General features: G+C 75.6%; 3 protein-coding genes. All 3 read left to right on the top strand.

Annotated features, from left to right (window positions below):
* Nucleotides 1-18: 18 nt before the first annotated feature.
* The 3 genes from ACWDBE_RS03315 (at nt 19) to ACWDBE_RS03305 (ending at nt 14,802) form a co-directional block, all read left to right on the top strand.
* On the top strand, nt 19-231 hold the full coding sequence (locus ACWDBE_RS03315) for an MbtH family protein (protein ID WP_380451513.1): 213 nt from the start codon (nt 19-21) through the stop codon (nt 229-231).
* Between the two features lie 8 nt (nt 232-239).
* A complete protein-coding gene (locus tag ACWDBE_RS03310) occupies nt 240-1,235 on the top strand; it encodes a TauD/TfdA family dioxygenase (protein WP_449787591.1) in 996 nt (331 codons plus the stop codon).
* A gap of 91 nt (nt 1,236-1,326) precedes the next feature.
* Nucleotides 1,327-14,802, top strand: coding sequence for an amino acid adenylation domain-containing protein (locus tag ACWDBE_RS03305; protein WP_449807082.1), 13,476 nt, complete (start codon nt 1,327-1,329; stop codon nt 14,800-14,802).
* The last annotated feature ends 4 nt before the right edge of the window (nt 14,803-14,806 follow it).

Genomic DNA, 14,806 nt, shown 5'->3' with positions numbered 1-14,806 from the left:
CAACCCAAGGAGGACACCATGAGCAACCCGTTCGAGGACGACAACGCCGGCTACCTGGTGCTGGTCAACGACGAGAACCAGCACTCCCTGTGGCCGGTCTGGATCGACGTGCCGGCCGGCTGGACCACCGTCCACGGCGAGGACACCCGTCAGGGCTGCCTCGACCACATCGAGGCCAACTGGACCGACATCAGGCCCGCCAGCCTGGTCGCCGCCCTCGCCGACCGGTGACCGCCGCCATGCCGACCTGGGAACTGAACCCCGGCCGCCCGGCCCTCGCCCACGCGCCGCGGACCGCCGACATCGGCGAGGCCTGCGAGTGGCTGCGCGAGAACGAGAGCGCCCTCACCGAAGCCCTGCACCGGCACGGCACGATCTTCCTGCGGGGCCTGCCGGTCGCCGGCACCGAGGACGTCGCCGCCGTGCGCGACGTCCTCATCCCCGAGCGCACCCCGTACCGGGAGAAGGCCACCCCGCGCAGCGACTACGGCAACGGCGTCTTCTCCTCCACCGATCTGCCGCCGGCCCAGCCGATCCGGATGCACAACGAGAACAGCTACACCCTGACCTTCCCCGGCCGGCTGCTCTTCGCCTGCCTGACCGCCCCCGAGGAGGGCGGGGCCACCCCCACCGCCGACTGCCGCCGGGTGCTCGACCACCTGCCCGCGCACCTGGTCGAGCGGATGCGGACCTCCGGCTGGACCCTCACCCGCAACTACTCGGACTACGTCTCCCTCGGCTGGCGCACCGCCTTCGCCACCGAGGACCGCGCCGAGGTCGAGGCCTACTGCCGGGAGAACGGCATCACCTGGGAGTGGCCGGCGGACGGCAACCTGCGCACCACCCAGCTGCGCCCCGGCACCATCCACCACCCGGTGACCGGCGAGGAGGTCTGGTTCAACCACCTCGCGTTCTGGAACGAGTGGTCGCTCGACCCGGACATCCGCGAGGCGATGACCGACGAGTTCGGCCCGGACGGCCTGCCGTTCAACACCGGGTTCGGCGACGGCGAACCGCTGGAGCGCGCCGACGTCGACGCCCTCAACGAGGCGTACCACGCGGCGACCGTGCGCGAGCGCTGGCAGGTCGGCGACGTGATGCTGGTCGACAACGTGCTCTGCGCCCACGGCAGGGACCCGTACCGCGGCGCCCGCAGGATCGCCGTCTCGATGGGGCGTCCGCTGGACGTCCTGGACTGCCGGCCCAGCGTCCGGCCCACCCTGGCCGCCGTCTGAGGGCCCCGTCCCGCCCTGCCCGCGCGGTCGTCCCCGCCCCGCCGACCAGCCCGTGCCGTTGTCGTGAGCAGACCCGAGTAGAGGAAGCACCGTGATCCCGGTTTCGTACGCCCAACAACGGCTCTGGCTGATCGACCAGATCGAGGGGCCGACCGCGCTGTACAACCTGCCGTTCGCCCTGCGCCTGCGCGGCCGCCTCGACACCGCCGCGCTGCGCGCCGCGACGGCGGACGTGGTCGCCCGGCACGAGGCCCTGCGCACGGTGTTCCCGGTGGCCGGAGGAGTCCCGGTGCAGCGGATCCTGCCGGCCGAGGAGGCGCAGCCGCGCTTCCTGGCCGTGGACTGCGCACCGGACGACTACCCGGCCCGCCGGGACGCCGCGGCCGCCGAGACCTTCGACCTGAGTAGCGAACTGCCCATCCGGGTCACGGTGTTCACCCTCGGCCCGACCGAGCACGTGCTGCTCGTCGTGCTCCACCACATCGCCGGTGACGGCTGGTCGCTCGGCCCGCTGCTGCGCGACCTCGCCGAGGCCTACCGGGCCCGGCTCGCCGGCCACGGCCCCGACTGGGAACCACTGCCGATCCAGTACGCCGACTACGCACTCTGGCAGCGCGACCTGCTCGGCGACGAGCGCGACCCCGAGAGCCTGCTCGCCCGCCAACTCGACCACTGGCGAACCGCGTTGGCGGGACTCCCGGAGGAACTGGAGCTGCCGACCGACCGCCCCCGACCGCCCGCCCCCACCGGCGCCGCCGACTCCGTCGACCTCGCCTGGGACGCCGGCCTGCACACCGCCCTGCTCGACCTCGCCCGCACCCACCGCACCACCCTGTTCACCGTCCTCCACGCCGGCCTGGCCGCCCTGTTCACCCGGCTCGGCGCCGGCACCGACATCCCGCTGGGCACCGGTGTCGCCGGACGCTCCGACGAGGCCCTGGACGACCTGGTCGGCTTCTTCGTCAACTCCCTGGTCCTGCGCGCCGACTCGTCCGGCGACCCGGGCTTCGCCGAACTGCTCGGACGGGTCCGGGAGGCCCAACTCGACGCCTTCGCCCACCAGGACCTCCCCTTCGAGCGCATCGTCGAGGAGCTCAACCCGCCCCGGGCGCTCGGCCGCCACCCGCTGTTCCAGACCCTGCTGGTACTGCAGAACCACGGCCAGGACGCCGAACTCGCCCTGCCCGGGCTGGAGTCCGCCCCCGAACCGATCGGCCTGCGGGTCGCCAAGTTCGACCTCAACATCGGCATCACCGAACGGCACGGCCCCGACGGCGCCCCCGCCGGGCTCACCGGCTCGATCGAGTACTCCGCCGACCTCTACGACCGCGACACCGTCGCCGCGCTGGCCGAACGGCTCGGCCGGCTGCTGGCCGGCGCCGCCGCCGACCCGCACGCCCCCATCGGCACCCTCGACGTGCTCGCCCCCGAGGAGCGCACCCGCATCCTCACCGAGTGGAACGCCACCGACGCCCCCCGCCGGTCCGGCACCCTCGCCGAGTCCTTCGAGCGCCAGGCCGACCGCACCCCGCACGCCACCGCCCTCGTCCACGACGACGGCGCCCTCAGCTACGCCGAACTCGACACCCGCGCCAACCGCCTCGCCCACCACCTGAGCGCCCTCGGCGTCGGCCCCGAGACCCCCGTCGCGATGCTGATGGAGCGCTCCGCCGACGTCGTCGTCGCCACCCTGGCCGTCCTCAAGGCCGGCGGCTGCTACGTCCCCATGCACCCCGGCCTGCCGCCCGAGCGGATGACCGGCGTGCTCGCCGACACCGGCGCCCCCGTCCTGCTCACCGACCGCGCCGACCCCGGCTTCCCGCACGGCGCCGCCGTCGTGCGCCCCGGCGACGAGGCCGGCGCCCCCGACCACCGCCCCGGCCTGACCGTCCACCCGGACCAGCTCGCCTACGCGATGTACACCTCCGGCTCCACGGGCCGCCCCAAGGGCGTCGCCGTACGCCACCGCGACGTCCTCGACCTCGCCGCCGACCGCCGCTGGCGGGACGGCCGGCACCGGCGCGTCCTGCTGCACTCCCCGCACGCCTTCGACGCCGCCACGTACGAGATCTGGACGCCCCTGCTGGCCGGCGGCACCGTCGTGGTCGCCCCGCCCGGCGCCCTCGACGCCGCCGCCCTGCACGCCGTCACCGTCCGCCACGGCGTCACGGCCGTCTTCCTCACCAAGGCCCTGTTCGACCTCGTCGCCGAGCAGGCCCCGGAGACCTTCGCCGCCCTGCGCGTCGTCTGCACCGGCGGCGAGGCCGCCTCCGGCGTGCTGATGCGGCGCGTCCTGGAGGCCTGCCCCGACCTACTGCTCGCCCACGTCTACGGGCCCACCGAGACCACCACCTTCGCCACCCACCACCCGCTCGTCCCCGCCGACCTCGACGGCCCCCGGGTGCCGATCGGCGGCCCGATGGACAACATGCGCACCTACGTCCTGGACGCCCGGCTGCGCCCCGTCCCGCCCGGCGTCCCCGGTGAGCTGTACCTCGCCGGCGCCGGCCTGGCCCGCGGCTACCTCGGCCGGCCCGGCCTGACCGCCGAGCGCTTCGTCGCCTGCCCGTACCGGCCCGGCGAGCGGATGTACCGCACCGGGGACCTGGTACGGCTGCGCGCCGACGGCGCCGTGGAGTTCCTCGGCCGGATCGACGGCCAGGTCAAACTGCGCGGCTTCCGGATCGAACTCGGCGAGATCGAGGCCGCGCTCTCCCGCCACCCGGCCGTCCGCCAGGTCATCGTGATCGCCCGCGAGGACCGCCCCGGCGACACCCGGCTGGTCGCCTACTGCACCGCCGAGGCCACGCTCACCCCGGCCGAACTGCGCGCCTTCGCCGGCACCGTGCTGCCCGGCTACATGGTCCCCGCCGTGGTCGTCCTGCTGGACGCGCTGCCGCTCAACGCCAACGGCAAGGTCGACCGCCGGGCCCTGCCCGCCCCCGACCTCGCCGCCGACGACACCGGGCGCGCCCCCCGTGACGAGCGCGAACGGGTGCTCTGCGAACTCTTCCGCGACCTCCTCGGCATCGACGGCATCACCATCGACGACGACTTCTTCGCCCTCGGCGGCCACTCCCTGCTCGCCACCCGCCTGGTCGGCCGGGCCCGCGCCGAACTCGGCGTCGAACTCGCCATCGGTGACCTCTTCCAGGCGCCCACCGTCGCCGGGCTCACCGACCGGATCGCCGAGCGCGCGGCCGACACCCCCGCCCCGGCCCGCCCGGCGCTGCGCCCCGCCGTCCGGCCCGAGCGGGTGCCGCTCTCCTTCGCCCAGCGCCGCCTCTGGTTCCTCGACCGGGCCGACGGCCCCTCGGCCACCTACAACGTGACCCTCGCCCTGCGGCTGAGCGGGCCGCTCGACCCCACCGCCCTGGCGGCCGCCCTCGGCGACGTCGTCCACCGGCACGAGGCCCTGCGCACCGTCATCGGCGAGCAGGACGGCACCCCGTACCAGCGCGTCCTCGACGCCCCCACCGCCGCCCTGCTCACCGTCACCGACCGCCCGACCGACGAACTCGCCGGCCACACCTTCGACCTCGCCACCGACCTCCCGGTCCACGCCTACCTGCGGCCCGAGGGCACCGAGGAGCACGTGCTGGTCCTGGTCGTCCACCACATCGCCGGGGACGGCGCCTCGCTCGGCCCGCTCTACCGCGACCTCGCCGAGGCCTACCGGGCCCGCCTGGCCGGCGACGCCCCGCGCTGGGCGCCGCTGCCCGTCCAGTACGCCGACCACGCGCTCTGGCAGCACGAGCTGCTCGGCTCCGAGGAGGACCCGCGGAGCCTGCTCTCCCGCCAGCTCGCCCACTGGCGCGAGACCCTGGCCGGTGCCCCGGAGGAGCTGCCGCTGCCGCTGGACCGCCCCCGCCCGCCGGTCGCCTCCCACCGCGGCGCGGTCGTCCCGCTGGAGTTCGACGCCGACCTGCACGCCCGGCTCACCGCGCTCGCCGCCGAACACGGCGTGACCCTCTTCATGGTCCTCCAGGCCGCGTACGCCACCCTGCTGCACCGCTTCGGCGCCGGCACCGACCTGCCGATCGGCACCCCGCTGGCCGGGCGCCTCGACGAGGCCGTGCAGGAGCTGGTCGGCTTCTTCGCCGGCACCCTGGTGCTGCGCACCGACCTCGCCGGCCGCCCGGGCTTCGCCGACCTGCTGGCCCGCGTCCGGGAGACCGACCTGGCCGCCCACGCCCACCAGGACGTGCCCTTCGAGCGGCTGGTGGAGGAACTGAACCCGACCCGGTCGACCGCCTGCCACCCGTTGTTCCAGGTGATGCTCGCCTTCGCGGGCGCCGTCGAGGACGGCCCGGACCTGCCCGGCGTGACGGTGACGGAGGAGCCGGTCGACTTCGGGACGGCCACCTTCGACCTCACCCTGCGCCTGGTCGAGCGGCAGGGCGCCGACGGCGCCGCCGGGGGGCTGGTCGGCGTCCTGGAGTACGCGACCGACCTGTTCGACCGCGAGAGCGCCGAACGGCTCTCCACCGCACTGGACCTGGTCCTTCGCCAGGTCGTCGAGGACCCCCGGCGGTCCGTCGCCGAACTGGACGTCCTGCCCGCCGGGGAGCGGTCCGCCGCCGCCGGCGACCACACGCCGCTGCCCGAACAGGTGCCCCTGGTGCCCGCCGCCTTCGAGGCGCAGGCCGCCCGCACCCCCGAGGCCGTCGCGCTGGTCTGCGGCGACACCAGGCTGACCTTCGCCGAGCTGAACGCCCGCGCCAACCGCCTCGCCCACCGGCTGATCGCCCAGGGCGTCGGCCCCGAGCGCGTGGTGGCGCTGGCGCTGCCGCGCTCGGCGGAGACGGTGGTGGCCATCCTGGCCGTGCTCAAGGCCGGCGGCGCCTACCTGCCGCTGGACGCCGACCACCCGGCCGAGCGCACCGCCCGGATGCTGGCCGAGGCCCGCCCCGCACTGGTGCTCACCGACGGCCGCTGGCCGCTGCCCGAGGCGCTCGACGGACACCCCGCGCTCGACCTCGCCGTACCGGGCCCCGGCCCGGAGACGGACCCGGCACCGCGGGCCGGTGCGGCCGACGCGGCCTACGTCATCTTCACCTCGGGATCCACCGGCCGCCCCAAGGGTGTCGTCGTCCCGCACGGCGGTATCGCCGCCCTGCTGGCCGCCCACCGCACCGGGGTGATGGCCGGCACCGCCAGGCAGCGGGTCGCCCTCACCGCCTCGCTCTGCTTCGACGCCTCCTGGGACGGCCTGCTCTGGCTGGTCGCCGGGCACGAGCTGCACCTGATCGGCGGCGACGTGCGGCGCGACGCCCGGGCCCTGGTCCGCCACGTGCGCGAACAGCGGATCGGCGTCCTGGAGGTGACCCCCTCCTACGCCGAGCAGCTGCTCGAGGAGGGCCTGCTGGACGAGCCCGCGCCGGCCCTGGTGCTGCTCGGCGGCGAGGCCGTCGGCCAGGCGCTCTGGACCCGGCTGCGCGAGGCGCCGGGCACCGCCGCCCACAACCTGTACGGCCCGACGGAGTGCACCGTCGACGCCCTCACCCACCCGCTGGCGGCCACCGGACGGCCCGTCCTCGGCCGCACCGTCGCCGGCACCCGCGGCTACCTCCTGGACGAGTACCTCAACCCCGTCCCGACCGGGGTGCCGGGGGAGCTGTACCTGGCCGGCGCCGGGCTGGCCCGCGGCTACCTCGACCGGCCGGGCCTGACGGCGGAGCGCTTCGTCGCCTGCCCCTTCGAGCCGGGCGCGCGGATGTACCGCACCGGGGACCTGCTGCGCCGCACCCGCGACGGGGAGCTGGAGTACCTCGGCCGCACCGACCACCAGGTGAAGATCCGCGGCTTCCGGATCGAACTCGGCGAGATCGAACGCGCCCTGACCGCCCACCCCCGGGTGCTCCAGGCCGCCGTCCTGCCCGACGAGGACGGGCTGCGCCTGGTCGCGTACGTCGTCACCGACGGCCCGCTCGACCCGGCCGACCTGCGCGCCGCCGCCGCCCGGACCCTGCCCGGCTACATGCTGCCCGCCGCGATCGTGCCGCTGGACGCGCTGCCGCTGAACGCCAACGGCAAGCTGGACCGCAGCGCCCTCCCCGCACCGGACTTCGCCGCGCTGGCGGCCGGCCGCGCCGCCCGCACGCCGCAGGAGGAGATCCTCTGCGGGCTGTTCGCGGAGGTGCTCGGCCTGGAGACGGTCGGCATCGACGACGACTTCTTCGACCTCGGCGGCCACTCCCTGCTCGCCACCAAACTGCTCAGCCGGGTGCGGTCCGCACTCGGAGCCGAACTGGGCATCCGGGACGTCTTCGAGACGCCGAACGTGGCCGGACTGGCCGGCCGGCTGGGCGCCGGCCCGCGGCGGGCGGCGCTGAGCGGAAACGGCGCGCGCCCCGAGCGGGTGCCGCTGTCCTCCGCCCAGCAGCGGCTGTGGCTGATCGACCGGATGGAGGGCCCCAGCGCCCTCTACAACGCGCCGCTGGCACTGCGCCTGGCGGGCGAACTGGACACCGCCGCAATGGAGTCGGCGCTCGGCGACCTCCTCGCCCGGCACGAGAGCCTGCGCACCCTGATCGGCGAGAGCGAGGACGGCACCCCGTACCAGCGGATCCTCCCGGCCGGCGAGGCCGCCGCCCCCCTCGAGACGCGCGCCTGCCCGGCCGTCGAGGTGGCCGCCGCCGTGGCCGGGCTGTGCCGCCACGCCTTCGACCTGCGCACCGAACTGCCCCTGCGGGCCACCCTGTTGCGGGTCTCGCCCGAGGAGCACGTGCTGGTGCTGGCGCTGCACCACATCGCCAGCGACGGCTGGTCCCTCGGCCCACTGGTCCGCGACCTCACCACCGCCTACGCGGCCCGCGCCGGCGGTGCGGCCCCGCAGTGGGCGCCGCTGCCCGTCCAGTACGCCGACTACGCGCTCTGGCAGCGCGAGCTGCTCGGCGACGAGGAGGACCCGGGGAGCCTGGCCGCCTGCCAACTCGCCTACTGGCGCGACACCCTGGCCGACCTCCCGGAGGAGGCCACGCTGCCGCTGGACCGCCCCCGCCCGCCCGTCGCCTCCCACCGCGGCGACCGGGTGGCGCTCACCCTCGACGCGCGGCGCCACCGCGAACTGCTCGCGCTGTCCCGCGAACACCGGGTCACCCTGTTCATGACGATGCAGGCCGCGCTCGCCGCCCTGCTCACCCGCCTCGGCGCCGGCACCGACATTCCGATCGGCTCGGTGGTGGCCGGGCGCTCCGACGAGGCGCTGGACGACCTGGTCGGCTTCTTCGTCAACACCCTGGTGCTGCGCACCGACACTTCCCCTCGCTCCGCTGGGGATACCCCTACCGGCTCCCCGAGCTTCGCCGAACTGCTCGGCCGCGCCCGGGAGACCGCCCTCGGCGCCTACGCCCACCAGGACACGCCGTTCGAGCGCCTGGTCGAGGAGCTCAAGCCGGCCCGCTCACTGGCCCGCCACCCGCTGTTCCAGGTCATGCTGGTGCTCCAGAGCAACGAGCGGGCCGAGCCGTCGACGCCGGGCCTGCGGGTCGAGCCGCTCGGAGCGGGCACCGGCTCCGCCAAGTTCGACCTCAGCCTGATCGCCGAGGAGTCCTTCGGCCCCGACGGCGAGCCCGCCGGGATCGACTGCGCCCTCGACTTCGCCACCGACCTCTTCGATCGCGAGTCGGTCGAGGCGATCGCCGTCCGCCTCGGCCGGCTGCTGGCGGCGGTGACCGCCGATCCGGAGCTGCCGATCGGCCGGATCGAGCTGCTCCCGGCCGAGGAGCGGGCCGCACTCCCGGCCTCCGGCGGCGCCCTGCCGACCGAAGTCCCGCTGCTGCCCGCCGCCTTCGCGGCCCAGGCCGCCCGCACCCCGGAGGCCGTCGCACTGGTCTGCGGCGACACCCGGCTGACCTTCGCCGAGCTGAACGCCCGCGCCGACCGCCTCGCCCGCCGCCTGCGGGCCGCGGGCGCCGGACGGGAGTCGGTCGTCGCCCTCGCCCTGCCCCGCTCGGCGGAGACGGTGGTCGCCATGCTCGCCGTGCTCAAGGCCGGGGCGGCCTACCTGCCGCTGGACGCCGAGTACCCGGCCGAGCGCACTGCCCACATGCTCGCCGACGCCCGCCCGGCGCTCGCCCTCACCGACGACCGCTGGCCGCTGCCCGAGGTGCTGACCGGCCTGCGCACCCTGGACGTCACCGCCCCGCCGGAAGGCGACACCGACGAGCCGCGGTGGAGCGCCGCCGACCCGGGCGACGCCGCCTACGTCATCTACACCTCGGGATCCACCGGCCGCCCCAAGGGCGTCGTCGTCCCGCACGGCGCCGTCGCCGCCCTGCTGGCCGCCCACCGCGCCGCCCTCATCCGGGGCGTCGAGGAGGCCCACGGCCGGCAGCGGATCGCGCTCACCGCCTCGCTCTGCTTCGACGCCTCCCTGGAGCCCGTACTCTGGATGTTCGCCGGGCACGAGCTGCACCTGATCGGCGACGAGCTGCGCCGCGACCCGGCCGCCCTGGTCCGGCACACGGCCGAGGCCGGCATCGACGCCCTGCACCTCACCCCGTCCTACACCGAGCAGCTGATCGAGGAGGGGCTGCTGGACGCACCCGCGCCACGCCTGCTGCTGCTCGGCGGGGAGGCCGTCGGCCGGGCGCTGTGGCAGCGGCTGCGGGAGCACCCCGACACGGCGGGCCACAACTTCTACGGCCCGACCGAGGCCACCGTCTACGCGCTGACCCAGCCGTTCGCCGCGGTGGAGCGCCCCGGTCTCGGCGGCCCGATCGCCGGGGTGCGGGCGTACGTCCTGGACGAGTACCTCAATCCCGTCCCGGCCGGGGTGCCGGGGGAGCTGTACCTGGCCGGTGCCGGGCTGGCCCGCGGCTACCTCGACCAGCCGGGCCTGACGGCGGAGCGCTTCGTCGCCTGCCCCTTCGAGCCGGGCGCGCGGATGTACCGCACCGGTGACCTCGCCCGCCGCACCCGCGAGGGCGGCGTCGAATACCTGGGCCGCACCGACCACCAGGTGAAGATCCGCGGCTTCCGGGTCGAACTCGGCGAGATCGAGCAGGTGTTGGCCCGCCACCCCGCCGTCCGCCAGGCCGTGGTCACCGTCCGGGAGAGCGACACCGGCGACCAGCGCCTTGTCGCCCACTGCGCGGCGGCCCAGGACGCGCCCGAACTCGCCGCCGAAATACGGCGGTTCGCCGCCGAGACGCTGCCCGGCTACATGGTGCCGGCCGCCGTCGTCCTGCTCGACGCGCTGCCCCTGACCGGCAGCGGCAAGGTCGACCACCGGGCGCTCCCCGCACCGGACTTCGCCGCGCTGGCGGCCGGCCGCGCCGCCCGCACGCCCCAGGAGGAGATCCTCTGCGGGCTGTTCGCGGAGGCGCTCGGCCTGGAGACGGCCGGGGTCGACGACGACTTCTTCGACCTCGGCGGCCACTCGCTGCTCGCCATGAAGCTGCTCAGCCGGGTGCGGTCCACGCTGGGCGCGGAGTTGGCGATCCGGGACGTCTTCGAGGCACCGACCGTGGCCGGACTGGCCGTTCGGCTGGGCGCCGGTCCGCAGCGGGCGGCACTGACCGCCGACCGCGAGCGGCCCGAGCGGGTGCCGCTGTCCTCCGCCCAGCAGCGGCTGTGGCTGATCGACCGGATGGAGGGCCCCAGCGCCCTCTACAACCTGCCGCTCCTGCTGCGCGTGGCAGGGGAGTTGGACCCGGACGCACTGGAACTGGCACTCGGTGACGTCGTCGCCCGGCACGAGAGCCTGCGCACCCTGATCGCGGAGAGCGAGGACGGCACCCCGTACCAGCGGATCCTGCCCGCCGGGCAGGCCCGCGTCCCGGTCGAACAACTGCCGCCCGGCACCGACCCCGAGAGCCGCACCGCCTTGCCCTTCGACCTGGCCGCCGATCTGCCCGTCCGCGCCCACCTCATCCCGGCCGGGCCCGGCGAGCACCTGCTCGCCCTCGTCCTGCACCACATCGCCGGGGACGGCTGGTCGATGGGCCCGCTGCTGCGCGACCTCGCCACCGCCTACGCGGCCCGCGCCGGCGGTACGGCCCCGCAGTGGACGCCACTGCCCGTCCAGTACGCCGACTACGCGCTCTGGCAGCGCGAGCTGCTCGGCGAGGAGGGCGACCCGCAGAGCCTGATCTCCCGCCAACTCGCCCACTGGCGCGAGAAACTGGCCGGCCTGCCCGAGGAACTGTCGCTGCCCGTCGACCGGCCGCGCCGCGCCGCCGCCACCCACCGCGGCGATCGGGTCGTCGTGCCCTACGGCGCCGAACTCCACCGCACGCTCCGCGAGTTGTCCCGCGAGCACCGGGTGACGATGTTCATGACCGTCCAGGCCGCGCTCGCCGCCCTGCTCACCCGCCTCGGCGCCGGCACCGACATTCCGATCGGCTCGGTGGTGGCCGGGCGCAGCGACGAGGCGCTGGACGACCTGGTCGGCTTCTTCGTCAACACTTTGGTGCTGCGCACCGACACTTCCCCTCGCTCCGCTGGGGATACCCCTACCGGCTCCCCCAGCTTCACCGAGCTGCTCGCCCGCGTCCGGGAGACCCAACTCGACGCCCACGCCCACCAGGACGTGCCCTTCGAGCGCTTGGTCGAGGAGCTGAACCCGGCCCGCTCACTGGCCCGCCACCCGCTCTTCCAGGTGGCGCTGCTGCTGGAGGGCCGGTCGGGTGACTCCGCGCCGCTCGCCCCGGCCGGACTGGACGCCTCCGTGGAGTCCTCCGCCGGGACGGTCGCCAAGTTCGACCTGAGCGTCGGCCTCGGCGAGTCCTTCGACCCCGACGGCGCGCCCGCCGGCCTGGAGTGCGCGATCGACTTCGCCACCGACCTCTTCGACCGCGAAACGGTCGAGGCGATCGCCGTCCGCTTCGGCCGACTGCTGACGGCGGTGGCCGCCGATCCGGAGCTGCCGATCGGCCGGATCGAACTGCTCCCGGCCGAGGAGCGCGCCGCGCTCCCGACCGCCGGAGCCGCCCTGCCGGCCGAAGTCCCGCTGCTCCCGGCCGCCTTCGCGGCCCAGAGCGCCCGCACCCCGGAGGCCGTCGCGCTGGTCTGCGGCGACACCGCGCTGACCTTCGCCGAGCTGAACGCCCGCGCCAACCGCCTCGCCCACCACCTGATCGGGCAGGGCGTCGGCCCCGAGTCCGTCGTCGCCCTCGCCCTGCCCCGCTCGGCCGAGAGCGTGATCGCGATCCTGGCCGTGCTCAAGGCCGGCGGCGCCTACCTGCCGCTGGACGCCGACCACCCCGCCGACCGCACCGCCCGCACCCTCGCCGACGCCGCCCCCGCCCTCGTCCTCACCGACGACGGCTGGCCGAAGCCCGAGGCCCTGGCCGGTACCCCCACCCTGGCCGTCGCCCCCGTCCTGGCCGGCACCCCCGCCCTGGCCGTCGCCGAGGCCACCGGACCGGACACCGATCCGGCACCGCGCGCCTCGGCCGACAACGCCGCCTACCTGATCTACACCTCGGGATCCACCGGCCGGCCCAAGGGCGTCGTCATCCCGCACGGGAGCATCGCCGCGCGGCTGGCCGCCCACCTGGCCGGAGTGGTCGCCCCCGCCGAGGCCGCACACGGCCGACTGCGCGCCGCGCTCACCGCCTCACTGTCCTTCGACGGATCGCTGGAGAGCCTGCTCTGGATGTTCGCCGGGCACGAGCTGCACCTGATCGGCGACGAGCTGCGCCGCGACCCGGCCGCCCTGGTCCGGCACGTCCGCGCCACCGGCATCGGCGCCATGGACCTCACCCCCTCCTACGCCGAGCGACTCCTGGCGGAGGGCCTGCTGGAGGAGGCCGCACCGTCCGTGCTGGTGCTCGGCGGCGAAGCCGTCGGACAGCAGCTCTGGACCACCCTGCGGGAGGCACCGGACACCGTCGCCCACAACCTGTACGGCCCGACCGAGGCCACCGTCTACACCCTCGGCCAGCCCGTCGCCGCCGCACCGCGCCCCGGTCTCGGCGGCCCGATCGCCGGGGTGCGGGCGTACGTCCTGGACGAGTACCTCAATCCCGTCCCGGCCGGGGTGCCGGGGGAGCTGTACCTGGCCGGTGCCGGGCTGGCCCGCGGCTACCTCGACCGGCCGGGCCTGACGGCGGAGCGCTTCGTCGCCTGCCCCTTCGAGCCGGGCGCGCGGATGTACCGCACCGGTGACCTCGCCCGCCGCACCCGCGAGGGCGGCGTCGAATACCTGGGCCGCACCGACCACCAGGTGAAGATCCGCGGCTTCCGGATCGAACTCGGCGAGATCGAGCACGTGCTGACGCGCCACCCGCTGGTGCTCCAGGCCGCCGTCCTGCCCGACGAGGACGGGCTGCGCCTGGTCGCGTACGTCGTCACCGACGGCCCGCTCGACCCGGCCGAGCTGCGCGCCTTCGCCGCCGGCCACCTTCCCGGCTACATGCTGCCCGCCGCCGTCGTCCCGCTGGCCGCCCTGCCCCTCACCGGCACCGGCAAGCTCGACCGGACGGCGCTGCCCGCACCGGACTTCGGGCCGCTCACCGGCGGCCGCGCCGCCCGCACCCCCCGGGAGGAGCTGCTCTGCGCGTTGTTCGCCGAGACCCTCGGCCTGGAGCGCGTCGGCATCGACGACGACTTCTTCGACCTCGGCGGCCACTCCCTGCTCGCCATGAAGCTGCTCGCCCGCGTCCGCACCGCCCTCGGCGCCGATCCCGGCATGCGGGCGCTGTTCGAGGCACCCACCGTGGCCGGCCTCGCCCGGCACCTCGACCGGAGCCCCGACCACGGCCCGGCGGCCGACGCCCTGGACGTCCTGCTGCCGCTGCGCGCCGGAGGCGACCGGCCCCCGCTGTTCTGCGTCCACCCGGCGGCCGGCATCAGCTGGGTCTACTCCGGGCTGCTGCGCCACCTCGGCCCCGAGCGGCCGGTGTACGGCCTCCAGGCCCGGGGCCTGCGCGGCGACGCACCGGCGAGCGTCGCCGAGATCGCCGAGGACTACGTGCGGCAGATCCGCGCGGTGCGCCCCGACGGCCCGTACCACCTGCTGGGCTGGTCCTTCGGCGCGGTGGTCGCGCAGGAGATGGCCGTGCGGCTGCGGGCCGAGGGCACCGAGGTCGGGCTGCTGGCCCTGCTCGACGGCGCCCCGGCGACCCGCACCGACGACGCCCCGCCGCCCGTCGAAACCGCCGACAGCCTGGCCGAGTTGCTGCACTCGCTCGGCTACGACCCGGCGGACGGCCGGGGCCTCGCCGACCTGCGGGCCGTGCTCGGCGATGCGGTGGCTGTGCTGCCGGAGGTCTTCGACCGGCACCGCAAGCTGATGGCCGAGCACGTGCCCGCCCGCTACCCGGGGGATGCCGTCTTCTTCGGGGCGACCACCGGCAAGCCCGCCGACTGGCCGTACGAGCAGGCCTGGCGGCCGTACCTGGGCGGCCGGATCGACGGTCACCGCCTCGACTGCGCGCACGGCGAACTGACCCGTCCGCAACCGCTCGCACGGATCGCCGCCGTGCTGGCCGAGAAGCTGGACGCCGTCGAGAAGCCGTCCGACGTGCCGTCCGACGTGCCGTCCGGCAAGCCGTCCGAGAAGCCCGCCACCGAGAAGCCGTCCGAGAAGCCCGCCACCGAGAAGCCGGGAGCGTGACCCG

This window comes from Kitasatospora sp. NPDC001132 (assembly GCF_053598415.1).
Note: the sequence above shows the minus strand (reverse complement) of the source record. Positions and strands in the feature narration are given on the sequence as shown.

Excerpts from the sequence above, each read along its gene's own strand:
- ACWDBE_RS03315 (WP_380451513.1), top strand. The coding sequence starts at position 19 with ATGAGCAACCCGTTCGAGGACGACAACGCCGGCTACCTGGTGCTGGTC.
- ACWDBE_RS03310 (WP_449787591.1), top strand. The coding sequence starts at position 240 with ATGCCGACCTGGGAACTGAACCCCGGCCGCCCGGCCCTCGCCCACGCG.